25 protein-coding genes are annotated in these 24,315 nt (G+C 28.1%); 24 read left to right on the top strand and 1 reads right to left on the bottom strand.

The features are described 5' to 3' along the window. Positions 1-9: 9 nt before the first annotated feature. The 14 genes from acpP to H9660_RS02890 all read left to right on the top strand — a co-directional run bounded on the left by acpP (position 10) and on the right by H9660_RS02890 (position 13,047). On the top strand, positions 10-240 hold the full coding sequence (acpP, locus tag H9660_RS02955) for an acyl carrier protein (protein WP_191748388.1): 231 nt from the start codon (positions 10-12) through the stop codon (positions 238-240). 121 nt (positions 241-361) lie between these two features. Beyond that, positions 362-1,060 (top strand): ribonuclease III, encoded by a 699-nt coding sequence (gene rnc / locus H9660_RS02950; RefSeq protein WP_191748386.1) that lies wholly within the window; start codon positions 362-364, stop codon positions 1,058-1,060. Beyond that, positions 1,053-2,090 (top strand): elongator complex protein 3, encoded by a 1,038-nt coding sequence (locus H9660_RS02945; protein ID WP_191748384.1) that lies wholly within the window; start codon positions 1,053-1,055, stop codon positions 2,088-2,090. Before rnc ends, H9660_RS02945 begins: the two co-directional genes overlap by 8 nt. A gap of 182 nt (positions 2,091-2,272) precedes the next feature. Continuing rightward, entirely contained in the window at positions 2,273-5,836 is a 3,564-nt protein-coding gene (gene smc, locus H9660_RS02940; RefSeq protein WP_191748382.1) for a chromosome segregation protein SMC, read from the top strand. 15 nt (positions 5,837-5,851) lie between these two features. Continuing rightward, positions 5,852-6,763, top strand: coding sequence for a signal recognition particle-docking protein FtsY (gene ftsY, locus H9660_RS02935; protein ID WP_191748514.1), 912 nt, complete (start codon positions 5,852-5,854; stop codon positions 6,761-6,763). A 210-nt stretch (positions 6,764-6,973) separates the two neighbouring features. Further along, a complete protein-coding gene (locus tag H9660_RS02930; protein ID WP_191748380.1) occupies positions 6,974-7,303 on the top strand; it encodes a putative DNA-binding protein in 330 nt (109 codons plus the stop codon). Positions 7,304-7,322: 19 nt separating this feature from the next. Next, on the top strand, positions 7,323-8,675 hold the full coding sequence (gene ffh / locus H9660_RS02925; protein ID WP_191748378.1) for a signal recognition particle protein: 1,353 nt from the start codon (positions 7,323-7,325) through the stop codon (positions 8,673-8,675). A gap of 33 nt (positions 8,676-8,708) precedes the next feature. After that, positions 8,709-8,954 (top strand): 30S ribosomal protein S16, encoded by a 246-nt coding sequence (rpsP, locus tag H9660_RS02920; RefSeq protein WP_066893821.1) that lies wholly within the window; start codon positions 8,709-8,711, stop codon positions 8,952-8,954. A gap of 45 nt (positions 8,955-8,999) precedes the next feature. Then, positions 9,000-9,239: a KH domain-containing protein gene (locus tag H9660_RS02915; protein WP_066893819.1), complete on the top strand. Its 240-nt coding sequence runs from the start codon at positions 9,000-9,002 to the stop codon at positions 9,237-9,239. A 202-nt stretch (positions 9,240-9,441) separates the two neighbouring features. After that, complete coding sequence (gene rimM / locus H9660_RS02910) at positions 9,442-9,939, top strand: ribosome maturation factor RimM (RefSeq protein ID WP_191748376.1); 498 nt, start codon at positions 9,442-9,444, stop codon at positions 9,937-9,939. Next, positions 9,929-10,642: a tRNA (guanosine(37)-N1)-methyltransferase TrmD gene (gene trmD, locus H9660_RS02905; protein ID WP_191748374.1), complete on the top strand. Its 714-nt coding sequence runs from the start codon at positions 9,929-9,931 to the stop codon at positions 10,640-10,642. The genes rimM and trmD overlap by 11 nt, the downstream gene beginning before the upstream one ends. Positions 10,643-10,755: 113 nt before the next feature. Beyond that, positions 10,756-11,106: a 50S ribosomal protein L19 gene (gene rplS, locus H9660_RS02900; protein ID WP_191748373.1), complete on the top strand. Its 351-nt coding sequence runs from the start codon at positions 10,756-10,758 to the stop codon at positions 11,104-11,106. A 263-nt stretch (positions 11,107-11,369) separates the two neighbouring features. Beyond that, positions 11,370-12,233 carry a ribosome biogenesis GTPase YlqF gene (ylqF, locus tag H9660_RS02895; RefSeq protein ID WP_191748370.1) on the top strand — a complete coding sequence of 288 codons (864 nt, stop codon included), beginning with the start codon at positions 11,370-11,372 and terminating at the stop codon, positions 12,231-12,233. A gap of 1 nt (position 12,234) precedes the next feature. Beyond that, positions 12,235-13,047, top strand: coding sequence for a ribonuclease HII (locus tag H9660_RS02890; protein ID WP_191748512.1), 813 nt, complete (start codon positions 12,235-12,237; stop codon positions 13,045-13,047). A gap of 4 nt (positions 13,048-13,051) precedes the next feature. Here the strand turns inward: H9660_RS02890 and H9660_RS02885 are convergent, their stop codons facing one another. Then, a complete protein-coding gene (locus H9660_RS02885) occupies positions 13,052-13,423 on the bottom strand; it encodes a YraN family protein (protein ID WP_191748368.1) in 372 nt (123 codons plus the stop codon). Positions 13,424-13,527: 104 nt separating this feature from the next. Between H9660_RS02885 and H9660_RS02880 the strand changes: the two genes are divergently transcribed. From H9660_RS02880 to H9660_RS02835, 10 genes are all read left to right on the top strand, one after another. Further along, complete coding sequence (locus H9660_RS02880) at positions 13,528-15,051, top strand: YifB family Mg chelatase-like AAA ATPase (RefSeq protein WP_191748366.1); 1,524 nt, start codon at positions 13,528-13,530, stop codon at positions 15,049-15,051. An 11-nt stretch (positions 15,052-15,062) separates the two neighbouring features. Next, the gene (gene dprA, locus H9660_RS02875; protein WP_191748364.1) at positions 15,063-16,103 is read left to right on the top strand and encodes a DNA-processing protein DprA; all 1,041 of its coding nucleotides are present in this window, start codon (positions 15,063-15,065) and stop codon (positions 16,101-16,103) included. A gap of 43 nt (positions 16,104-16,146) precedes the next feature. After that, positions 16,147-18,237: a type I DNA topoisomerase gene (topA, locus tag H9660_RS02870; protein ID WP_191748362.1), complete on the top strand. Its 2,091-nt coding sequence runs from the start codon at positions 16,147-16,149 to the stop codon at positions 18,235-18,237. Positions 18,238-18,433: 196 nt separating this feature from the next. Continuing rightward, positions 18,434-19,210 (top strand): GTP-sensing pleiotropic transcriptional regulator CodY, encoded by a 777-nt coding sequence (codY, locus tag H9660_RS02865; RefSeq protein ID WP_191748360.1) that lies wholly within the window; start codon positions 18,434-18,436, stop codon positions 19,208-19,210. Positions 19,211-19,435: 225 nt separating this feature from the next. Then, the gene (gene rpsB / locus H9660_RS02860) at positions 19,436-20,137 is read left to right on the top strand and encodes a 30S ribosomal protein S2 (protein ID WP_191748359.1); all 702 of its coding nucleotides are present in this window, start codon (positions 19,436-19,438) and stop codon (positions 20,135-20,137) included. An 87-nt stretch (positions 20,138-20,224) separates the two neighbouring features. Further along, positions 20,225-21,136 carry a translation elongation factor Ts gene (gene tsf, locus H9660_RS02855; protein ID WP_191748357.1) on the top strand — a complete coding sequence of 304 codons (912 nt, stop codon included), beginning with the start codon at positions 20,225-20,227 and terminating at the stop codon, positions 21,134-21,136. 68 nt (positions 21,137-21,204) lie between these two features. After that, positions 21,205-21,921, top strand: a complete 717-nt coding sequence (gene pyrH, locus H9660_RS02850) for a UMP kinase (protein WP_191748355.1) — start codon at positions 21,205-21,207, stop codon at positions 21,919-21,921. A 9-nt stretch (positions 21,922-21,930) separates the two neighbouring features. Beyond that, on the top strand, positions 21,931-22,488 hold the full coding sequence (gene frr, locus H9660_RS02845; RefSeq protein WP_191748353.1) for a ribosome recycling factor: 558 nt from the start codon (positions 21,931-21,933) through the stop codon (positions 22,486-22,488). A 56-nt stretch (positions 22,489-22,544) separates the two neighbouring features. Beyond that, positions 22,545-23,306: an isoprenyl transferase gene (locus tag H9660_RS02840; RefSeq protein ID WP_191748351.1), complete on the top strand. Its 762-nt coding sequence runs from the start codon at positions 22,545-22,547 to the stop codon at positions 23,304-23,306. Between the two features lie 16 nt (positions 23,307-23,322). Further along, positions 23,323-24,117 carry a phosphatidate cytidylyltransferase gene (locus H9660_RS02835; RefSeq protein ID WP_191748349.1) on the top strand — a complete coding sequence of 265 codons (795 nt, stop codon included), beginning with the start codon at positions 23,323-23,325 and terminating at the stop codon, positions 24,115-24,117. The last annotated feature ends 198 nt before the right edge of the window (positions 24,118-24,315 follow it).

Raw genomic sequence — 24,315 nt, 5'->3', positions numbered from 1 at the left:
GTGATTTAGATGTTCGATAAAGTTAGAGAAATTATAGCTGAAAAATTAAGTATTAATGAAGATAATATAACAATGGACTCTTCTTTTGTAGATGATTTAAATGCGGATTCATTAGATTTAGTAGAGCTTATGATGGCGTTAGAAGACGAGTTAGATACTGAAATTCCAGATGAAGAAGCAGAAAACTTCAAAACTGTTGGAGATGTAGTTAAGTATTTAAAAAATCATGTAGAAGAGTAATTGAATCCCGCAAATGCGGGATTTTATATTTAATTTTATTAAAAATAGTTTATTCTTGAATTGGCTCTCTTAAAGAATATTAAAAAGCAAATTGAAGAATAAACTTCGAGGAGTTGTGAATATGGCGAAGTTTAATATTAATGAAATTGAGGAGTATATAGGATTAAGTTTTAATGAGCCTAAGCTTTTAAAAACTGCATTAACACATAGTTCTTATGCAAATCAACATAGAGATGAAGAATATAATGAGAGATTTGAGTTTTTAGGTGATTCAATATTACAGTTATGTATAACAGAATATTTATTTCTAAACTATAAAAATAAAAGTGAAGGTGAATTAACAAAAATAAGAAGTCTTATTGTTTGTGAAAATTCTTTATATGAGATAGGGAAAAAGTTGAATTTAGGATATTTTATTAGAATAAGTAAAGGAGAAGAATTAACTGGAGGAAGAGAAAGAGTTTCTATAATTGCAGATGCTGTTGAAGCATTACTTGCTGCAATATATTTAGATAAGGGGTTAGAATTTGTTAAAGACTATATTTTAGGGCATTTCAAAGATATTATAAATAAGGCAATTAATAATGATATAGTTTTAGACTACAAAACTAAGCTTCAAGAAGAAATGCAAAAGTCTGGAGAAGTCACCATAGTATATGAATTACTTAAGTATGAAGGACCTCCACATAGAAGAAAGTTTTATACTTCTGTAATTGTGGAAGATAAAGAACTAGGTCAAGGCGAAGGATATAGTAAAAAAGAATCTGAACAAAATGCAGCAAAGGAAGCATTAAAATCGTTGGAGGTAGTAAATGCGTAAAAGACATTATATTATTCCTATATTTATATCTCATATAGGTTGTCCTCATCAATGTGTATTTTGCAATCAAGATAAAATAGCAAAGGAAGTTGAAGAGGAAGTTACAGATAGGGATGTGAGAAATACTATAGAAGAGTATTTAAATACTATAGATCATGATAAATCCACAATAGAAGTATCATTTTTTGGTGGAACTTTTACTGCTATAGATGTTAATAAACAAAAAGAATTATTATCTGTAGCAAAAGAATATAAAGAAAAAGGTTTTATAGATAAAATAAGAATGTCAACTAGACCTGATGCTATTAATAAATACATATTAAGTTATTTGAAAGACTACAAGGTGGATATAATAGAGCTTGGCGTTCAATCCTTAGATGATGAGATTTTAAAACTTTCTGGACGTGGACACAGCGTAAAAGATGTAGAAATTGCTTCTAAATTAATAAAAGAATATGGCTTTACATTAGGACATCAAATTATGCCTGGACTTCCTGGAGATAATTTTGAGAAAGATATAGAAACAGCTAAAAAGTCCATTGAGATGAAACCAGATATATGCAGAATTTATCCTTCCTTAGTTATAAAGGATACTCCAATGGAGAAAATGTATGAAAGAGGAGAATATAAACCATATTCTTTAGAAGAAGCTGTAAGTATTTCTAAAGAATTATACAAGCTTTATACTAAAGCAAATATAAATATAATTAGGATTGGACTACAACCAACTGAAAATATAACTTGGGGAAAAGATTTAGTAGATGGACCTTTCCATCCTTCTTTTAGAGAATTAGTAGAAGGAAGTCTTATTTGTGAAAGTATAAAAAATGCTATTAAAGAAGATGAAAATATAATAATTGAAATTAATTCTAAAGATTTAAGTAAGCTTTATGCTAATAAAAAATTATACTTTAATGAACTTAAAGAAAGTATTAATGGAAATATAAATATAAAGATTAATGATAAAATAAACAGAGGGAATTTTAATATAATTGTTGTAAAAAGAGTTGAAAAGATAAGTATAGGGTAGGCAATAAATTGCCTACCTTATATTGATATTTTTTAATCTTTACTATAAACTTAAATAGTAGATAGGAGTGGAGTTATGAAGAAGAAAACAAGACAAAGATTTATGTATGTAATTACTATATTTTTAGCTATTATGTTTTCTATGAGCTTATTAGTATCATTGGTTAGATAAGGAGTGTATCTATGTTTTTAAAATCCCTAGAAATAAGAGGTTTTAAATCTTTTGCAGATAAAACCAATTTAAAATTTAAAAAAGGTGTAACGGCAGTAGTTGGTCCTAATGGAAGTGGAAAAAGTAATATTTCAGATTCTGTAAGATGGGTTTTGGGAGAACAAAGTGTAAAAACTTTAAGAGGCGGAAAAATGGAAGATGTTATTTTTGCTGGAACTCAATTTAGAAAGCCTGTTGGATTAGCTCAAGTTTCACTTACTTTAGATAACTCTGATAATTCTTTAGATACTGATTACTCAGAAGTGACTGTAACAAGAAGAATATTTAGATCAGGTGAAACTGAGTATTTAATAAATAATCAAAAATGTAGGTTAAAAGATATACATGGATTATTTATGGATACTGGTATAGGTAAGGAAGGATATTCACTTATTGGACAAGGTAAAATAGAAGCTATTTTAAGTGGAAAACCTGAAGAAAGAAGAGCTTTGTTAGAAGAGGCTGCAGGAATTGTTAAGTTTAAATCTAGAAAAGAAGAAGCAGAAAAAAAACTTTCCAATACTGAAAATAACTTAGTAAGAATTAGAGATATAATCTCAACATATGAAGAAAGATTAGAACCTTTAAAAGAAGAAAGAGAAAAAGCTTTAAAGTATACAGAACTTGCAGAATCATTGAAGGTTAGAGAGGTTTCTTTATTAGTAAATAATATAAAATCTATAGATAAAGATATTAATGAAGTTAATAATGAAATAGATATAAGAAATAAAAATATAAAAGATAAAAAAATAGAGTTAACTAAAGCAAAAGAGGAATTGGTATCCTTAGAAAATAAAATAGAGGAATTAGAAAGTAAGAATGATAAAGAAAAAAGTGAATATTATTCGAAGAAAGAAGAAGTAAATCAAAGTTTAAATGATATAGAAATTTTTAAAGAGAGAATTAAGAACTTTGAAGAAATAATTAAAAAAGATTTATTAGAAGTAAAGTCCTTAGAAAATACTCTAAATATATCAAAAGAAGAAAAAGAATCCTTAATAAAAGAATTAGAAGATAAGATAAAAGAGCAGATACATAAGGAAAATCAAATTAAGGAATTTGAAAATACAATTAAAAATTTAAACTTTGAAATAAAGAATTTTGAAGATGAAATATCGAAAATAAAAGAAGAAGAATTTGAAATATTGAGAAAAACTTCTGAAACTAATAATACTATTTCATTGTTAAACAAGGAAATAGTAAATAAAGAAGAACTTACTTTAAATGGAGAAAACAATTTAAAGACAATAGAGGGAAATATAAGTATAAATTTAGCAACTATATCAAGTATAAATGAGAAGGTAAACTCTTATAAAAAACTAAGAGAAGAAATTCAACAAGTTATTATAGAAAATAAAAAAAAGATTGGATCTTTAAGTGGGCAAGTAACTAAGAAAGAAACGATTATAAGAGAAAGCTTAAAAAAGATTAATACTATAGAAGGTAAATTAGCAACTCTTAAAGATTTAGAAAAGAGCTATGAAGGTTATCAGCTATCTATTAAAAGATTGATGGAAAGAATAGATCGTGGGCAAATAACTTATGCAAAAGGAACTAAAGTTTTAGGAGAAATATTTAAGGCAGAAAAAAGATTTGAAACTGCAATAGAAATAGCTTTGGGTGGAGCTATTTCTAATATAATTACTGAAGATGAAAATATAGCTAAATTATTGATAGATTATCTAAAGAAAAACTCTCTAGGAAGAGCAACATTCCTTCCTCTTAATATAATTAAGGGAAGTAGAGTTAATATTTCAAATGATATTAAAAATTTAAAAGGATATCTAGGCATAGCATCTGATTTAATTTCCTTTGATTCTAAATATAAGGAAATAATGGATTATTCATTGGGGAAAACTATTATAGCTGAAACTATGGAAGATGCTTTAAAGATATCTAAGGTAGGTTCTCATAAGCTTAGAATAGTAACTTTGGATGGGGAAGTAATAAGTCCTGGCGGAGCTCTTACAGGTGGTAGCATATATAAGAAAAATAATTCAAGCATTTTAGGTAGAAGAAGAGAAATTGAAGAATTAGAAGAAGGTTTAATTGAAAATAAAAAGAATTATAATTTAGAATTAGATCTTCTTAAAAAAATAAGAGATGAAATTAAACTAATAGATGAAGATAATTTAAATAAAAGTGATGAAGTTCATAGTAAGAATATTGATATTACAAGATTAGAAAGTGAAGTTAAGGCCTTAGAAAATGAAAGTTTAAAACTAAAAAATGCTTTAGAAGTTTCAAAAAAAGAAATAATTTTAAATAAAGAAGCGTTGATAAAATTAAATAAAGAAATTGAAAATAAAGAAGAAGTTTTAAGTAAACTTAATGAAACAAAAGTTAATAATAAAGAAAAGGTAGATAGTTTACAAAAAATACTTTTAGAAAAAAATGAATCTTACAATAAAATTAAGGAAGAAAACATTCAAATTAAAATTAATAAGGCTAAACTAGATGAAATAGTTTATTCAAGACAAACTGATATTAACAGAAAAGAAAAAGAAGAAAAAGAAAGAGAAGAAAGAATTTCATTACTTAAAGAAGATAATGAAGAAAAGAAAAATAATATTGAACATTTAAGAAAAAAGATTGATGAGAAGATATTATTAATTGAAACTATAAATAAAAGATTAACTGAACTTGAAAATATATTTAAGGTAGATGAAGCTAATAGAATAAGTTTAAAGGATAAGTTAAAAATAAAGGATGGGGAAACTTCTGAATTAATTGAAGAAATAAGATCCTTAGAAAACGAACTTAATAAAAAAGAAATTTCATTTGCAAAATTAGAAAGTGAAAAAGAAAATTATTATTTCAGATTAAATGAAGAATTAAATTTAACATTAGCTGAAGCTATGGAAGTTGCAATTGAAGTAGATAATATATCTAGGGTTAAAGATGAAATATTTAAATTGAAATCGCAAATAACTTCTTTAGGGACTGTAAATTTAGCTGCAATTGCTGAGTATGAAGAAGTCTGTGAAAAATATAATTTTATGGCATCTCAAGAAGAGGATTTAAATAAGGCTAAAGAAGAACTAATGACAGTTATAAATGAAATGACAGTGAAAATGCAAGAGTTATTTAGCGAAAATTTTAAGATATTAAATAAAAACTTTAATGAAACATTTGTAGAATTATTTAAAGGTGGTAATGCTGAACTTATATTAGGTGAAGGTGATGAGCTTACAGCAGATATAGAAATAAATGTTCAACCACCAGGTAAAAAGCTTCAAAATATAAATTTAATGTCAGGTGGAGAAAAAGTTCTTTCTGCAATAGCATTATTATTTGCAATATTGAAAATGAAGCCAACACCATTTTGTATTTTAGATGAAATTGAAGCAGCTTTAGATGATGCAAATGTATATAGATATGCAGAATTTTTAAGAGAGTTTTCTGAAAACATACAATTTATAGTTATTACACATAGAAAAGGTACTATGGAAGCTAGTGATGTTATGTATGGAGTTACTATGGAGGAAAAGGGAGTTTCTAAGGTAGTTTCTGTAGATTTGAGTAAAGAAAGGTAGGAGATAGCTATGGCTATATTTGGAAAGATATTTGATAATTTAAAAACAGGTCTATCAAAAACAAAGGATGCACTAACAGATAAAATAAACGAAACATTAAAGTTAGCTATTACAATAGATGATGATTTATATGAAGAACTTGAAGAAATACTGGTAATGTCTGATATTGGTATGGATACGACTATAGAAATAATAGATAGATTAAAAGCTAAGATAAGAAAAGAAAAAATCAATGATCCTAGTGAAGTATATCCTGCTTTAAAAGAAGTGATAAAAAATATGCTTCTTGAAGGTACTGAAGCTTATTCAAATGAAGATGGTAAAAAAGTTATGTTAGTAATTGGTGTAAATGGAGTAGGTAAGACGACTTCAATAGGAAAGCTTGCAGCAAAGAATAAAGCAGAAGGAAAGAGAGTATTACTTGCGGCAGCTGATACATTTAGAGCAGCAGCTATAGATCAATTAGAAGTTTGGAGTGAGAGAGCTGGAGTTGATTTAATAAAACATAGTGAAGGGTCAGATCCTGCAGCAGTAGTTTTTGATGCTGTTAATGCAGCTAAATCAAGAAAGACAGATTTGTTAATATGTGATACTGCAGGTAGACTTCATAATAAGAAAAATCTTATGGATGAACTATCTAAGATAGGAAGAGTAATAGATAGAGAATTTGAGGGGGCATCAAAAGAAACTCTATTAGTTTTAGATGCAACAACAGGACAAAATGCAGTGATACAGGCAAAGCAATTTATGGAGGCATGTCCTATAGATGGGATAATATTAACTAAATTAGATGGAACAGCAAAAGGTGGAGTTGTAATATCTATAAAAAATACTTTAAATATTCCAGTTAGATATATAGGAGTAGGAGAAGGAATAGAAGATTTACAAGAATTTGATGCAGAAAGCTTTGCAGAAGCACTATTCTAAATTAAAAATTAAGAATTAAGAATGAAAAATTTATGTTGAAATTCAGAGGAATCTGAATTTCTTAAAATTCATAACTTAGCAAAGTTAAGTTATTTCCATAATTCTTAATTCTACATTTTACATTTTAAATTTTTTATAGGGTGTTAAGTAAAAGTACTTGACAGTATAGAGTTGTTTTGTTAAAATCTCTTTTGTGGGTAAGGTGATGAAATGGAAGATAGGGTTGAGATTTCATTATTAATGGATTTATATGGGCCATTATTAACTGAAAAACAATATAAAATTATGGAGCTTTATTATAATGAGGATTTATCCTTAGCTGAAATTGCTGAATTGAATAACACAAGTCGTCAAGCTATCCATGATTTAATAAAGAGATGCTATAAACAATTTCTATCCTATGAGGAGAAACTTAATTTGCTTGAAAAAAGTTTTAAGCAAGAAGAAATAATTATTAATCTTCTTAATGATTTAAAAGATAAATATTCTTTAAGCACAGAAGATTATAATAAATATAAAAATATATTAGAAGAGTTATAAAATCATAGGAGGGTTTAATATGGCTTTTGAAGGTTTATCCGATAAATTACAGGAAGCTTTTAAAAAACTTAGAGGTAAAGGAAAGCTTACTGAAAAAGATATAAAAGAAGCCATGAGGGAAGTAAAACTAGCTTTGCTAGAAGCTGATGTTAACTTTAAAGTAGTTAAGCAGTTTATTTCTAGAGTTAGCGAAAAGTGTGTTGGTGATGAAGTTTTAGAAAGCTTAACTCCAGCGCAACAGGTTATAAAAATAGTTAACGAAGAACTTACTGAACTTATGGGAGGTAGTGAAAGTAAATTAAACTTTAACTCTGTAGGTCCAACTGTAATAATGATGGTTGGTCTGCAAGGGGCAGGTAAGACCACAATGAGTGGGAAGCTAGCACTACAACTTAGAAAACAAAATAAAAAGCCTCTATTAGTAGCCTGCGATATATATAGACCAGCAGCTATAAAACAATTAGAGGTAGTTGGAAAGCAGATTGATATTCCAGTTTTCCAAATGGGTGATAAGGTTAATCCAGTTGATATAGCAAAAGCAGGAATAGCTCACGCAAGGGAAAATGGAAATAATGTAATAATAATAGATACAGCTGGTAGACTTCATATAGATGAAACTCTTATGGATGAATTAAAATCTATAAAAGAAGAAGTTAAACCTCAAGAAATACTACTTGTTGTAGATTCTATGACAGGTCAAGATGCAGTTAATGTTGCTGAAAGCTTTAATAATATATTAGATGTTTCTGGTGTTATTTTAACTAAACTTGATGGTGATACTAGAGGTGGAGCAGCTTTATCAATAAGACATATTACTGAAAAACCAATTAAATATATTGGTGTAGGCGAAAAAATGAGCGATTTTGAAGTTTTCTATCCAGATAGAATGGCTTCAAGAATATTAGGAATGGGCGATGTCCTTTCATTAATAGAAAAAGCTCAGCAAGCCTTTGACGATAATGAAGCTAAAGAACTAAGTGCCAAGATGCTAGAAAATGATTTTACTTATGAAGATTATTTAAGCGCAATGGAACAAATGAAAAAACTTGGATCTTTAAGCAAGATAATTGAAATGATACCTGGATTACCAAAAGAAGCAAAAGATATAGATTTCGATGCTGGTGAAAAAGAATTAAATAAAGTTAAATCTATAATATATTCTATGACACCTAAAGAAAGAAGAAATCCAAAGCTTATAGCAGGTTCTTCTTCAAGAAAGAAAAGAATTGCTAAGGGATCAGGTACTTCACTACAAGATGTTAATAAACTCATTAAGGGCTTTGATATGATGAGAAAGCAAATGAAACAAATGAAATCTTTTCAAAAGAAATCTAAAAAAGGATTCTTTGGTAAATTACCTTTTATGAGTTAAAATAAATAGTATTTTTTGAAGGAGGTGAAAAACATGGCAGTAAAAATCAGATTAAGAAGAATGGGTGCTAAGAAAGCTCCTTTCTATAGAATAGTTGTTGCTGATTCAAGAGCACCAAGAGATGGTAGATTCATCGAAGAAATTGGATACTACAATCCTTTAACTGAACCAGCTGAAATCAAAATCAACGAAGAAAAAGCTACTAAATGGGTTCAAAATGGAGCTCAACCAACAGATGTAGTTAAGAGACTATTTACTCAAGCAGGACTAAATAAGTAATTTTTAGGAGGTGAACTCTGTAATTAAATATAATTACAGGTGTTTATGAAGGAATTAATTGAAGGTATAGCTAAATCCCTTGTGGATAATCCAAATGAAGTTCATGTAAATGAAATACAAGGAGAGCAATCAATTATTCTGGAACTAAAGGTTGCTCCTGCAGATATGGGAAAAGTAATAGGCAAACAGGGAAGAATAGCAAAGGCTATTAGAACTGTTGTAAAAGCAGCAGCCATGAGAGAAGATAAAAAAGTAGTAGTTGAAATTATTGATAAGAAGAGTTAGGGTAATCCTAACTCTTTTTAATTAAGATTATAAGTATATTTTTATTAGGAGGTTGTAATACTTCTAATGTGTCTATATAATGAAAATGGAAATATTAGAAATATTAATATGCAAAATAATAAATTTTGAAATACTAATTAGGTAACAAATGAAATATATTATTTGTTTATATACAATATATAATAAAGATAAGAGGTGCAATATGAAGGAAATTTTAAGAGTTGGTAAAATAGTTAATACTCATGGATTAAAAGGAGAAGTTAAAGTAATACCATTAACAGATGATCCTAAAAGATATAATGAATTAGAATTTGTTCTTATAGATGGAATAAAGAGAAATATAGAAGGTTGTAAATATCAAAAGGATAGAGTTATTGTTAAAGTGGAAGGGATTAATTCTATTGAGGAAGCTGAAAAATATAAAAATAAATATATGGAAATTCCAAGAGAGTATGCAGTTCCTTTAGAAGAAGATACTTATTATATTGCAGATATAATAGGATGTAATGTATATGATACTGAAGGAAAAGACTTAGGGAAAATTTATGATGTAATTCAAACAAAAAACAATGATGTATACTGGATTAGAAAGCCTAAAGAACTTTTAATACCTGTACTTTTAGATATAGTTACAGATATTGATGTTGAAAATAAAAAAATAATCATAAAACCTGTAGGAGAATGGCAAGATGAAGATTAATATTCTTACATTATTTCCTGAAATGTTTGATATTTTTAATCATAGTATAATTGGAAAAGCTAAGGACAAGGGAATTGTAGAAATTTCACCTATAAATATTAGAGATTTCACATTAAATAAACATAAAAAAGTAGATGATTATCCTTATGGAGGAGGAGCGGGAATGGTAATGACTCCTCAGCCTCTTGTAGATTCTATAAGACACTGTAAGAAAGAAAATAAGGGAAAAGTTATCTTCTTAGGGCCAAGAGGAAAAACTTTTAATCAAAAAATGGCAATGGAATTAGCAAAAGAAGAAGAGCTTATTTTTGTATGTGGACATTATGAAGGTATAGATGAAAGAGTCTATAAGTACATAGATTTAGAAATATCTTTAGGGGATTTTATATTAACAGGTGGAGAAATGGCAGCTATTCCAGTGGTGGATTCTATTTTAAGATTAAGAAATGGAGTTTTAGGAAAAGAAGAGAGCTATGAAGATGAATCATTTTCAGAAGGGTTACTTGAATATCCTCAGTATACAAGACCTGAAGAATTTGAGGGAGAAAAGGTTCCGCAGGTTTTACTTTCTGGGCATCATGAGAATATAAGAAAATGGAGAAGAGCACAATCTTTAATTCTGACAAAGGAAAGAAGAAAAGATTTATATGATAAAATTATCTTGAGTAAAGAAGATAAAAAAATATTAGAAAAATATAAATAAAATATTGAATAATAATATTAATTATGTTAGAATTACCTTTGTGTTAGTACGGGCGGTCCTCTGTCAAGAACTTGTTAAGAACGTCTAATAAAAATTTAAGGAGGGACTACACAATGAACGAAATAATAAGAGCTATAGAAGCAGAACAATTAAGAAATGATCTACCAAACTTCAACGTTGGAGACACTGTTAAAGTTTATGTTAAGATCAAAGAAGGATCAAGAGAAAGAATCCAAATGTTTGAAGGAACAGTTATTAAGAAGCAAAACGGTGGATTAAGAGAAACTTTCACTGTAAGAAGAGTTGCTTACGGAACTGGAGTAGAAAGAACTTTCCCAATGAACGCTCCAAGCATTGATAGAATGGAAGTAGTAAGAAAAGGTAAAGTTAGAAGAGCTAAGTTATTCTACTTAAGAGATAGAGTAGGTAAGGCTGCTAAAGTTAAAGAATTAAACGTTAGATAATAATCTGATGATTAAGTAAGGGACTTTTTTAAGTCCCTTTTTCTTTAATATATAGGAAATTATAAAAAGTTTTTATGTATATTAACTATTTTTAATTTACTTCATTTATCTTTTAAGTATGCTATATAAGATTGTTATGACTTGGAGCTAAGGCTACTAAAAAAGCAAACTTATATAGCATTATTTTTATTTGAATTAAACAATATTTATATAATAAAATTTATACATAACTATGATTAAATATTTAATACGGAGGAATTAATATGGGTAAAATAAACTGGTTTCCAGGGCATATGAAAAAAACTCAAAGAGAAATTAAGGAAAATTTAAAATTAGTAGATGCGGTAATAGAAATTAGAGATGCAAGAATACCAAGAAGTTCAGCCAACCCTGATATAGATAAACTTTGTGAAGGAAAACCTAGAATAATACTTTTAAACAAAAGTGATTTATCGGAAAATAAAGTAACTAAAATGTGGATCAATCATTTATCTTCAGAAAATGTTAAAGTTTTAGAGGTGAATTGTTTAACAGGGAAGGGATTAAATCAAATAAAACCTACATTAGATTTATTACTAAAGGAAAAGCATGATAGATTAAAAGCTAAGGGATTAGTAAAAATTCAAATGAGAGTTATGGTAGTTGGTATACCTAACGTAGGAAAATCTACATTTATAAATAAAATGGCAAAGAATAATATAGCTAAAACAGGGGATAGACCAGGTGTTACAAAGAGCAAACAATGGATAAAGACTAAAATGGATATTGAAATGCTAGATACTCCAGGAGTTTTATGGCCTAAATTTGAAGATGAAAAAACAGCTCTTAACCTTGCTTTTACAGGTGCAATAAAAGATGAAATTATGGATATTGAGGAATTATCTTTTAATTTAGTCAAGAGACTACAGGAATATTATAAAGCTAATTTGATAGAAAGATATAAAATAGATGATGTTAATGAAGATCCTCTTGAGACACTGAATAGCATTGCAAGAAAAAGAGGATGTTTAATTAAAGGCGGCGAAATAGATTATAATAGAATTGCAGTAATTTTATTAGATGAATTTAGAGGTGGAAAAATAGGAAATATTTCATTAGAACATCCAAATGAAGAAATTGAGGAATAGTATGGAATTATTAAATATTAATATTGAGAGTTTAAGTTATAAAGATATAAAAAGTTTTGTAGATAAGATAAATATAAAAGAAGAAAGAAATAATGCAGAACTTGTATATTTAATTGATAAATTAGCTTTAGATAATAGAAAAAATGTTAAAGCATTAAGTGAAAAAATAAAAAAAGAAAGAGAAAAGATAAAACTTGAGTGTGAAAGAGTAAAAAAAATGTATAATTTTGATAAAGGATTTGGAAATTATACATATGTAGCAGGTGTAGATGAGGTTGGTCGTGGACCTTTAGCAGGACCTATTGTTGCATGTGCTGTTATTTTAGATTTAAATGTATTAGATGATGAGTTAATTCTTTGGCTAAATGATTCAAAGAAATTATCAGAAAAGAAAAGAGAGGAATTAGCAAAAGAAATTAAGGATAAAGCATTAGCTTACTATATAGCAGAAAAATCAAGTAATGAAATTGATAAAAATGGAATAGCATTTTGTAATAACCAGATATTTTTAGAAGCATGTAATTCTATGTCCATAAAACCAGATTTAGTTTTGTCAGATGGATATTTAGTTAAAGGGATAAATATAGAAAATAAATCTGTAATTAAAGGAGATGCAAAATCAGCATCTATAGCTGCAGCATCTATATTGGCTAAGGTTTATAGAGATAATTTAATGAAGGAATATTCAAAGGAATATCCTTATTATGCTTTTGAAGAAAATGCTGGTTATGGTACAACTAAACATATAGAAGGAATAAAAGAATATGGACCATGTAAAATACACAGAATGTCATTCTTGAAAAATATATTATAATATTTTAATATAACCTAAAAGCATCTTTTAAATGATTTATATCATATAAATTATTATTTTTATTAAAATAAATTTCTATAACATCAAATCTACAATTATAATTAAATAATTTATTTTTAATTAAAAAATATTTAGACATACTAATTATTTGTTTTTGTTTTAAGTAGGTAACAGCTTCATTTGGTAATCCAAAGGTATAGCTATACCTACTTTTTACTTCTATAAAAACTATAATATCTTTGAATTTACATATTATATCTATTTCTCCATTTCTAGTTCTAAAATTTCTACAAATAATATCATAATTATTTTTCTTTAAAAATTCTAATGCTAAACTTTCTCCATAGTTACCAATATCTTTATTATATTTTTTCATAAAATCACCCTTTTTAAATATTGACTATAATAATATAAAAAATTCATATATTTATGATTAATAAATAATTCTTATGGTCAATAATCTTTAAAGAGGTGAGTGATTTGTCGATAGAAATTATAAGTGCAACAAATAATGCTTTAGATGGAATGCTTATAACAGTTGAAGTAGATATTAATAAAGGAATGCCAAGTTTTAGCATAGTAGGTTTACCGGATACTTCTATAAAGGAATCAAGGGAAAGAGTTAGATCGGCTATAGTTAATAGTGGATATGAATTTCCACTAGGAAGAATAACAATAAATTTAGCCCCAGCTGATATAAAGAAAATAGGATCATTATTAGATTTACCTATAGCTTTAGGAATTTTAATGAAATCAAATCAAATTAAGAATACGGATTTAAATGATTTTATTGTTTTTGGAGAACTTTCTTTGGGAGGAGATTTAAAAGAAATAAAGGGTATTCTTCCAATTGTATTTCAAGGTGAAAATATGAAAAAAAACAATTTTATATTTCCCTTAAGCAATTTGAGAGAGCTTAGATATTTTAATGTAGGAAATTTTTATCCTTTTAGAAATTTAAATGAAGTTATATCTTTTATTGAAAACAAAGATTTATTACCATATATATTTAATGAAGAAAAAGAATTTGATGAAGAAAGTGTATTTGATTTTGGAGAAGTTGTAGGACTTAAAACTTCTAAAAGAGTTATGGAAATTTCAGCTGCTGGAAGGCATAATGTTCTTTTATATGGAGCTCCAGGATCCGGTAAAACTATGCTAGCTAAAGCTTTACCTTCAATAATGCCACCACTTAATTATAATGAAGAAATAGAAATAGCTAAAATATATAGTGCTTCTGGTTTGTTTCTTGGAGAAAATAGAATAACAAGACCCTTTAGGTCTCCTCATAATACAATAACTAAAACTGCTTTAGTTGGAGGGGGAAAGGAAGTTAAGGCTGGTGAAATAACATTAGCACATAATGGAGTATTGTTTTTAGATGAGATTTTAGAATTTAAAAGAGATGTGTTAGAGGTTTTAAGAGAACCTTTGGAAGAAAAAGTGATTAATATTAATAGAATTAATGGAACTTATAAATTACCATCTAATTTTCTTTTGATAGCAGCATGTAATCCTTGTCCCTGCGGCCAGTATTTGGGGTTTGGTGGTGATAATAAATGTGTTTGTAGTGAATGGGAAAGAAAAAGATATATGGCAAGGCTTTCAAGAGCATTATTGGACAGAATAGATCTTTTAAATTATGTACCAAAGCTAAAATGTGAAGATATAAATAAAAAAAGTGATAACTTAAGTTCTAAACAAATGAGAGAAAGAGTTATAAATGCAAGAGAAATACAAAAATATAGATTTAGAGAAAGCAGATATAATTATAACTCTGAAGTAAGAGGAAAAGATATAGATGCTTTATTTAATATAGATAATTCAGCTAGAATATTATTATCTAGCTATTATGAGAAGTTTGATTTAAGTATGAGAGGATATGATAAAATTTTGAAAGTTTCTCGTACTATAGCTGATTTAGATAATAAAGAGAAAATATGTGAATATCATATATTTGAAGCTCTAGGATATAGAAAGAATATAGAAGGTGAAATTATATAGGAGGTATTTTGATGAATTATGATGAACTATGGTTTATTTTATTAAAGCTATCTAATGAAAAGAAAGTTAATTTAATAAAAAAATATAAAAAAGAAGAAGATATAAGAAAAAATAAAGACAAAATAAAAGAATTAAGAGATATAAATCTAACTGAATTAACTGATGAAAAAATTATTGAATTTAATAAGTATACAAATAATAATGGTATCGGATATATTACTATTAATTCTAAAGAATATCCAGATATTTTAAATCATCTTCATGAACCTCCTTATGTATTATTTTATAAGGGAAATTTAGATTTATTAAAAGGGAGTTTAGGAGGGATAATAGGTGCAAGAAAATGTACTAACTATGGAGCGGAGATAGCAAAGATAATAGGGAAGGAATTAAGTGAAAATAATATAACTGTAGTTAGTGGATTAGCGGCAGGAATAGATTCTATAGCTCAAAAAAGTGCTATAAATTATAGGGGAAAAACCATAGGTGTATTGGGATGCGGAATAGATGTTATTTATCCTAAAAATAATAAGTTTTTATATGAAGAAATAGTTAAAAATGATGGACTTATTATATCTGAATATTTACCTAAAACTCCACCAATGGCATATAATTTTCCAAGAAGAAATAGAATAATTAGTGCTATAAGTAGTAAATTAGTTATAATAGAAGCAACAGATAAAAGTGGAAGCTTAATTACTGTAAATTTTGCATTAGAACTTGGAAAGGATATAATGGCAGTACCAGGTCCTATTATTAATGGAAATAGTTCTGGATGTAATAAATTAATAAGGGACGGAGCTAAGCCATTTACTGAAATAGATGATTTATACGATTTTTTTAGTATTAAAAAAGAATATAAAATAGAAATCAATAAAAATAGTTCTAAAATAGAGTTATTACAGGTTATAAATAGTGAACCTAAGCATTTAGATGATATATTAAATTCTGTAAATGTTGACAGGAAGGTATTGTTTGAGTTATTATTTGAAATGCAAAATAGAAATGAAATTATTTGCCTTCCAGGCAATTTTTATGCTAAATCAATATAAATCAAAGGGGGTGTAACTCCAAAAATAAAATGGAGTTTTATATATGGGACAGAATCTTGTAATAGTGGAATCGCCAGCAAAGGCTAAGACTATAGGGAAATATCTTGGTAAAAATTATACAGTTGAAGCATCAATGGGACACGTAAGAGATTTACCTAAAAGTAAATTAGGAGTAGATATAGAAGATAATTTTAACCCTAAGTATATAACAATAAGGGGAAAAGGGGACTTAATTGCTAAATTAAAAAAAGCAGCAAAAAAAGCTGACAAAGTTTATCTTGCAACTGACCCTGATCGTGAGGGTGAAGCAATATCCTGGCATTTAGCTAATATATTAAAAATACCAGAAGATAAAAAATGTAGAATAGTTTTTAATGAAATAACTAAAAATGCTGTAAAAGCTTCTATTAAAGAAGCTAGACAAATAAATAATAATTTAGTAGATGCACAACAAGCTAGAAGAATATTAGATAGATTAGTTGGATATGAAATAAGTCCAATATTATGGAAAAATGTAAAGTGGGGACTAAGTGCTGGTAGAGTACAATCAGCAGCTTTAAAACTTATTTGTGATAGAGAAGAGGAAATTAAAAAGTTTATACCTAAAGAGTATTGGACTGTTGACTGTATAGCAACAAAAGATAGAAAGAAGTTTCCTATTAAGTTAACACATTACAATGGTAAGAAAGTTGAAATAAGCACTAAAGATGAAAGTGATAAAATTATTGAAGAATTAAATAAGAATAGCTTTATAGTTTCTAAAGTAAAAAAAGGAACTAAAATTAAAAATCCGTTGCCTCCTTTTACTACAAGTACTTTACAACAAGAAGCGTCAAAAAAATTAAATTTTATGACGAAAAGGACTATGTCTATAGCCCAAGTGCTATATGAAGGTGTAGAAGTTAAGGGGTATGGAACTGTTGGTTTAATTACTTATATGAGAACAGATTCTGTTAGAATCTCTGATGAAGCACAAGGAAAAGCATTAGAATTTATAAATGATAATTTTGGAAGTGAATACGCTCCAAATAAACCTAGAGTATATAAAGGAAAGAAAAATATCCAAGATGCACATGAAGCAATTAGACCATCTGTTATTGAAATAACACCAGAAATTGCAAAGAAATCTTTATCTCCAGAACAATATAAGTTATATACATTAATTTGGAACAGATTTATGGCAAGTCAAATGGCTTCATGTGAATTAAATACAAATAGTATTGAAATATTAAATGGTAATTATAAGTTTAAGGCAAATGGATCTACTGTTAAATTTGATGGATTTATGAAGCTTTATGAATATTTAACAGAAGAAGACAATGAAGATGTGTCATTACCTGTATTAAAAGAAAATGATGAGTTAAGCAAAGTAAATATAGAAGCAAAACAACATTTTACTCAGCCACCAGCAAGATATAGTGAAGCATCTTTTGTTAAATTGTTAGAGGAAAAAGGGATAGGAAGACCAAGTACTTATGTTCCTACTATATCAGTGTTATTAAGTAGAGATTATGTAAATAGAGAAAAGAAAAATTTAGTTCCTACAGAGCTTGGTTTTATTGTTAATAATATAATGAGCGACTATTTTGAACAAATTGTAGATGTAGAATTTACTGCAGATATGGAGAAAAATTTAGATCATATTGAAGAAGGGCAAGAAGAGTGGAGAAAAGTTGTAGGAGAGTTTTTCAGTCCATTAAAAACAGCTTTAGAGAAAGCGGAAAAGGAAATATCTAAGGTTGTAATTGAAGATGAAGTTAGTGATGTCCCATGTGATAAGTGTGGTAGAATGATGGTTATTAAGCATGGAAGATACGGTAAATTCTTGGCTTGCCCAGGATATCCAGAATGTAAAAATGCTAAACCTATTGTGGAAGAAATTGATGCACCATGTCCAAAATGTGGTGGAAAAATTCTAGCTAAAAAAAGTAAAAAAGGTAAGAAGTTTTTTGGATGTGCAAATTATCCAAGTTGTGATTTTGTAAGTTGGAATGAACCTTTAAAGGATAAGTGTCCAGAATGCGGAAATTACATGGTGTTAAAATATAGTAAAACTAAAGGGAATTATGCTCAGTGTTCCGATAGTAATTGTAACAAAATTGTTACTATAACTAAGGAAAATAATGAGGAATAAAAAAAAGAAACTGATTACAGCTTGATAATGTGTTAAAATATATAAATTTTATAAAGCAATGTCGAAAATAGTAAGAAATTTGTTGAAAATAAAAATGGCCTATGATAGACTTAATAGGTAATGGAGATGTTTTTGGAAAATTTATATAATTTGAAATTTTCTAAAAATTATGGTTTATATTATAGGAGGAAGTTGAATGTCAGCATTATTAAATAAAACAAGAATGTTAAATAAGATATTACAAAAATCAGGAACAGATCCAGTAGCTTTTGAAGATATATGCGATTTATTAAGTGATGTTTTATCATGTAATGTATATGTAACAAGTAGAAAAGGAAAAGTACTTGGATATGCATTATCAAAAAGTTTTGAATGTGATGTCATGAAAAAACAAGTAGTTGAAGAAAAGAGATTTCCAAAAGACTATAATGAAAATTTATTAAATATTCACGAAACTGTAGCTAATTTATCTAATGAAGGATTATGTTTCTTTGAAGATGAAGGAAACTGCAAGTTGGAAGATAAAATAACTACTATAGTTCCTATAATGGGTAATAGAGAAAGATTAGGTACTTTAATTCTTGCAAGATTTGGAGAATATTTTACTGATGATGATCTAGTTTTAGCAGAATATAGTGCAACTATAGTTGGTCTTGAAATATTAAGAGCTAAACAAGTTGAAATAGAAGAAGAAGCTAGAAAAAAAGCAGTAGTTCAACTTGCTATTGGAACATTATCTTATTCTGAACTTGAAGCAGTAGAACATATTTTTGGAGAACTAGACGGAAATGAAGGATTACTAGTTGCTTCTAAAATTGCAGATAAAGTTGGGATAACAAGAAGTGTTATAGTAAATGCTTTAAGAAAGTTTGAAAGTGCTGGTGTTATAGAATCAAGATCTCTTGGAATGAAGGGAACTCACATTAAAATATTAAATGAAAAGTTACTTGATGAATTAAAAAAGATTAATTAACATAAAATAAAAACGTTAAATCACTTAAGTGATTTAACGTTTTTTATATTAAGAAAATATTTATAAAGTAAAATTATCTTTTATATAAAAAAATGTTGCCACTATAATAACCTTATGTTATACTAACAAAGGTAAGAAATACACACATTATCCAATTTATAAAGTTGGTGCCTAAATAGGAATCTTTATAAGAAGATAATGGAGGAAATAACCAGGAGGTAGAAAATGGCAGTTATATCAATGAAACAATTATTAGAAGCAGGTGTACACTTTGGACACCAAACAAGAAGATGGAACCCTAAGATGGCTCCTTATATATTCACAGAAAGAAATGGAATATATATAATAGATCTTCAAAAAACAGTTAAAAAAGTAGATGAAGCTTACGAATTCATTAAAGAAGTAGCAGCTGAAGGAAAAGATATCTTATTTGTAGGAACTAAGAAGCAAGCTCAAGAAGCTATTCAAGAAGAAGCAATAAGATCAAACATGCACTTCGTTAATAATAGATGGTTAGGTGGAATGTTAACTAACTTCAAAACTATTAAAACTAGAATTAATAGATTAGAAGCTTTAAAGACTATGGAAGAAGATGGAACTTTCGATGTTTTACCAAAGAAAGAAGTAATTAAATTAAAAGGTGAAATGGAAAAGTTAGAAAAGAACTTAGGCGGAATCAAGAACTTAGATTCTAATAATATTGGAGCTATATTCGTAGTTGATCCAAGAAAAGAAAAGAATGCTATTTCAGAAGCTAAAATTTTAGGAATACCAGTTGTAGGTATCGTAGATACTAACTGTGATCCAGAAGAAGTAGATTATGTAATTCCAGGAAATGATGATGCAATAAGAGCTGTTAAATTAATAACTGCAAAAATTGCTGATGGTATAATCGAAGCAAGACAAGGCGAACAATTAGCTGAATAATAAAATAAAAAGAAGGTAGGTGAGTTTTCTCATTTACCTTTTAACCTAGATAATAAGGTTTACAATAAGTTAGGAGGAATTAACGTTATGATAACTGCTCAATCAGTTAAAGAATTAAGAGAAAAAACTGGTGCAGGAATGATGGACTGCAAAAAAGCTTTAACAGAAGCTCAAGGAGATATGGAAAAAGCTGTTGAAATATTAAGAGAAAAGGGTCTTGCTGCCGCTGCTAAAAAAGCAGGAAGAGTTGCTGCAGAAGGTATAGTAAAGACTTATATATCAGAAGATAGCAAATCAGCTGGTATAGTTGAGTTAAACTGTGAAACAGACTTCGTTGCTGCTAATGAAGAATTTGTAAACTTTGCTAATAGATTAGCTGAAATGGCATCAACAACTTCAGCTTCTACAGTAGAAGAATTTGTTGCTGAAAAATATGATGCTGAAAATACAGTTTCAGAAGCACTAACAGCTTTAATAGCTAAATTAGGTGAAAACATGACTGTAAGAAGATTTGAAAAATTCAACGTTGCAAGTGGAGTAGTTGAAAGCTATATTCACGGTGGCGGAAGAATCGGTGTTGTAGTAGAATTAAACTGTGAAGCTGACAATACTGCTGTATTAAAAGAAGTAGCTAAAGATGTTTGTATGCAAGTTGCTGCTGCTAACCCATCATTCTTAAGCAGAGAAGATGTTGATACAGAAGCTTTAGAAAAGGAAAAAGAAATCTATAGAGTTCAAGCTTTAAACGAAGGAAAACCAGAAAACATAGTAGAAAAAATGGTAATGGGAAGAATTCAAAAATACTACAAAGAAGTATGTCTTTTAGATCAAGCTTGGGTAAAAGATGGCGATAAGAGCATAAGCAAATACCTTCAAGAAAAATCAAAGGAAGTTGGTTCTCCTATAACTATCAATAAGTTTGTAAGATTCGAAAGAGGAGAAGGTATCGAAAAAGTAGAAGATAACTTCGCTGAAGAAGTAGCTAAGATGAGTAAATAATACAAAGGAGGGCACATATTGTGTTCTCCTTTTTTAGGAAATAACTTATATATATGGAGGTACTAAGAATGGATAAATGTCAATATAAAAGAGTTATACTTAAGGTTTCTGGCGAAGCTTTAGCAGGAGTAAATGGATTTGGATTTGACTTTGATATTATAAAAAGAATTACTTTAGAAGTTAAAGACTTAGTTAATATGGGAGTTGAAGTTGGGTTAGTAGTTGGTGGAGGAAATATATGGAGAGGTAGAAGTGGTGAAGGTATGGATAGATCACAAGCTGATCATATGGGTATGTTAGCTACTTGTATTAATGCTTTAGCTCTTCAAGATTCTCTTGAACAAAATGGAGTAATGACTAGAGTTCAAACAGCTATAGAAATGAAAGAAATAGCAGAACCTTTTATAAGAAGAAGAGCTGTTAGACACTTAGAAAAAGGAAGAGTTGTAATTTTTGCAGCGGGTACAGGAAATCCTTATTTTTCAACTGATACTACAGCAGCTTTAAGAGCAGCTGAAATTGAAGCAGATGTAATATTATTGGCAAAAAAAGTTGATGGAGTTTATGATAAAGATCCATATAAGTATAAGGATGCTAAAAAGTATGATACACTTACTTATATAGAAGTTCTTGAAAAAGGATTACAAGTTATGGATTCAACTGCGACATCTTTATGTATGGATAATAATATTCCAATCTTAGTATTTGGATTAGAAGAACCAGGAAATATAAAGAAAGCAATTTCTGGAGAAAAAATAGGAACTTTAGTTTCATCTAAAAAATAGGAGGTTATTATGATTAAAGACATTATTGTAAAAGCAGAAGATAAAATGAAAAAAACTATTTCAGTATTAAAATCTGATTTATCAACTTTAAGAGCTGGTAGAGCTAACCCAACAATGTTAGATAGAATTAAAGTTGATTATTATGGAAGCCCATGTCCATTAAGTCAAGTTGCTAATATTTCAGCTCCAGAGCCAAGAGTATTAGTAATTTCGCCTTGGGAAAAAAGCTTAATGAAAGAAATTGAAAAAGCTATTTTAGTTTCAGACTTAGGAATAAATCCTTCAAATGATGGTAGTGTTATTAGATTAGTAGTTCCAGAATTAACAGAAGAAACAAGAAAAAATTTAGTTAAAGTTGTTAAAAAGACTGGTGAAGATGCCAAAGTTGCTTTAAGATCTATAAGAAGAGAAGCAAATGATAAAATTAAAGCTCTAAAAAAAGATGGAGAAATAACAGAAGATGAACTTAAGAACTCAGAAGAAAAAGTTCAAAAAATAATAGATACTTACGTTAAGGAAGTAGATACGTTAATTACGGCAAAAGAAAAAGAGATTATGTCAATTTAAAACCTGCCTTTTAGCAGGTTTTTTTCCATATCAAATGGTGGAGGGAACATGAAGTTATGTTAGATGTTTTTAAAACTAGTAAAAAGAAAAAAGAAAATAAAGAAATAGTTTTAGACCAAAATAATATACCCAAGCATATAGCTATAATTATGGATGGAAATGGACGCTGGGCAAAGAAAAGAAAATTACCAAGAACTATGGGGCATAAAGCAGGTGTAGAAACAATAAGAAGAGTAATAAAAGAGTCGCATATTTTAGGTATAAAGTATTTAACTTTATATGCATTTTCTACTGAAAATTGGAAAAGACCAGATGAAGAAGTGTCAGCTTTAATGAAATTACTAGTAGAATATTTAAGAAGTGAATTAGCAGAATTAAATAAAAATGGAGTTGTAATTAAGATTTCAGGTGATATAACTAAACTTCCAAAAGAAGCACAAAGTGAAGTTTTAGAAGCTATTGAGGTGACTAAAAATAATACTGGTATAGTACTTAATATAGCTTTTAATTATGGTGGACGAGATGAAATTATTAGAGCAGTTAAGTTATTATGTGAAGAAGTGAAATCTGATAACATAAAGATTGAAAATATAGATGAAAAAGTATTTGAGAATTATTTATATACTAAAAATATACCCGATCCTGATTTAATTATAAGACCTTCAGGAGAGCAAAGAATTAGCAACTTTTTATTATGGCAATGTGCATATTCTGAGTTTTGGTATTCTAACGTTTGCTGGCCTGATTTTAAGGAAGAACACTTACAAAAAGCCATATATGATTATCAACATAGAGACAGAAGATATGGTGGAGTATAGTATTTGAGGTGGAGAAATGAAATTAAATAGCAGATATATAGGAGCGGCTATGATAGCTCCGTTTATACTTTTCATATTCTTAGGAGGTATTTATCTTAAGGGATTTACAATAATTCTTTCTATAGCTGGATTATATGAGTTTTATAAAGCAGTTAGAGAAAAAAATTTCAATCCAATTCCTATGGTTGGATATTTACTCTTAGCATTATTTTATCTATTAGAAAATAACTTTGAATATATTATGTATATTATTGTATTAGCTACTGTATTTTTATTAATAATTCCAGTAGTTAATTTAAAATATACTTTTATAGATGTGGCAATAACTCTTATAGGATTTTTATATGTAGGAATGTTATTTAGCTTTATTCCATTGGTTAATGATAAACCATCAGGACAGTTTTTAGTTTGGCTTATATTTATTGGATCTTGGATATGCGATACAGCAGCTTATTATTCAGGGAAGTACTTAGGGAAAAGAAAGCTGTGCCCAGAAGTTAGTCCTAAGAAAACTATAGCTGGATCAATAGGTGGATTATTAGGAAGTGCATTAGGTTGTGGAATATTTGGTATTATTGTTTCTTCTTATGTTTCTGAAGTGCAAGTAATTCATTTCTTTTTAATAGGAACCTTATGTGGAATCATGGGACAGTTTGGTGATTTAGTAGCTTCATCAATAAAGAGATATGTTGGTATTAAGGATTATAGCAATTTAATACCAGGACACGGTGGAATTTTAGATAGATTTGATTCTATATTATTTAATTCAATAGTGGTATTTTATTATTTAACTTTTATTATTGGTATTTAAGAGGTAGGATGTTATAAACATCCTACTTTTTTGCTATCTAGGAAATTATATTGTTATTAAATGGTATGGATTAATAATAGTTATAATACAATTATAGTATGAAATAATAAGGGGAACTATTATGAGATTATATAATACATATTATAAGATAATTAACTTAATAATTACATTTGTAATAATTTCTGTTATTACAATAGG

Source organism: Clostridium gallinarum (genome assembly GCF_014836325.1).
Classification (GTDB): domain Bacteria; phylum Bacillota; class Clostridia; order Clostridiales; family Clostridiaceae; genus Clostridium; species Clostridium gallinarum.
The sequence above is the reverse complement of the archived record's forward strand: the minus strand, read 5'-3'. Positions and strand labels throughout refer to the sequence as shown.

What these genes read in the sequence shown, in the direction of transcription:
- ffh (WP_191748378.1), top strand. Translation starts at nt 7,323, where the DNA reads ATGGCTTTTGAAGGTTTATCCGATAAATTACAGGAAGCTTTTAAAAAA.
- H9660_RS02930 (WP_191748380.1), top strand. Translation starts at nt 6,974, where the DNA reads ATGGAAGATAGGGTTGAGATTTCATTATTAATGGATTTATATGGGCCA.
- H9660_RS02915 (WP_066893819.1), top strand. Translation starts at nt 9,000, where the DNA reads ATGAAGGAATTAATTGAAGGTATAGCTAAATCCCTTGTGGATAATCCA.
- pyrH (WP_191748355.1), top strand. Translation starts at nt 21,205, where the DNA reads ATGGATAAATGTCAATATAAAAGAGTTATACTTAAGGTTTCTGGCGAA.
- rpsP (WP_066893821.1), top strand. Translation starts at nt 8,709, where the DNA reads ATGGCAGTAAAAATCAGATTAAGAAGAATGGGTGCTAAGAAAGCTCCT.
- ylqF (WP_191748370.1), top strand. Translation starts at nt 11,370, where the DNA reads ATGGGTAAAATAAACTGGTTTCCAGGGCATATGAAAAAAACTCAAAGA.
- rimM (WP_191748376.1), top strand. Translation starts at nt 9,442, where the DNA reads ATGAAGGAAATTTTAAGAGTTGGTAAAATAGTTAATACTCATGGATTA.
- H9660_RS02835 (WP_191748349.1), top strand. Translation starts at nt 23,323, where the DNA reads ATGAAATTAAATAGCAGATATATAGGAGCGGCTATGATAGCTCCGTTT.
- frr (WP_191748353.1), top strand. Translation starts at nt 21,931, where the DNA reads ATGATTAAAGACATTATTGTAAAAGCAGAAGATAAAATGAAAAAAACT.
- H9660_RS02840 (WP_191748351.1), top strand. Translation starts at nt 22,545, where the DNA reads ATGTTAGATGTTTTTAAAACTAGTAAAAAGAAAAAAGAAAATAAAGAA.
- H9660_RS02885 (WP_191748368.1), bottom strand. Translation starts at nt 13,423, where the DNA reads ATGAAAAAATATAATAAAGATATTGGTAACTATGGAGAAAGTTTAGCA.
- topA (WP_191748362.1), top strand. Translation starts at nt 16,147, where the DNA reads ATGGGACAGAATCTTGTAATAGTGGAATCGCCAGCAAAGGCTAAGACT.
- dprA (WP_191748364.1), top strand. Translation starts at nt 15,063, where the DNA reads ATGAATTATGATGAACTATGGTTTATTTTATTAAAGCTATCTAATGAA.
- tsf (WP_191748357.1), top strand. Translation starts at nt 20,225, where the DNA reads ATGATAACTGCTCAATCAGTTAAAGAATTAAGAGAAAAAACTGGTGCA.
- rpsB (WP_191748359.1), top strand. Translation starts at nt 19,436, where the DNA reads ATGGCAGTTATATCAATGAAACAATTATTAGAAGCAGGTGTACACTTT.
- rnc (WP_191748386.1), top strand. Translation starts at nt 362, where the DNA reads ATGGCGAAGTTTAATATTAATGAAATTGAGGAGTATATAGGATTAAGT.
- H9660_RS02890 (WP_191748512.1), top strand. Translation starts at nt 12,235, where the DNA reads ATGGAATTATTAAATATTAATATTGAGAGTTTAAGTTATAAAGATATA.
- H9660_RS02945 (WP_191748384.1), top strand. Translation starts at nt 1,053, where the DNA reads ATGCGTAAAAGACATTATATTATTCCTATATTTATATCTCATATAGGT.
- smc (WP_191748382.1), top strand. Translation starts at nt 2,273, where the DNA reads ATGTTTTTAAAATCCCTAGAAATAAGAGGTTTTAAATCTTTTGCAGAT.
- acpP (WP_191748388.1), top strand. Translation starts at nt 10, where the DNA reads ATGTTCGATAAAGTTAGAGAAATTATAGCTGAAAAATTAAGTATTAAT.
- trmD (WP_191748374.1), top strand. Translation starts at nt 9,929, where the DNA reads ATGAAGATTAATATTCTTACATTATTTCCTGAAATGTTTGATATTTTT.
- rplS (WP_191748373.1), top strand. Translation starts at nt 10,756, where the DNA reads ATGAACGAAATAATAAGAGCTATAGAAGCAGAACAATTAAGAAATGAT.
- codY (WP_191748360.1), top strand. Translation starts at nt 18,434, where the DNA reads ATGTCAGCATTATTAAATAAAACAAGAATGTTAAATAAGATATTACAA.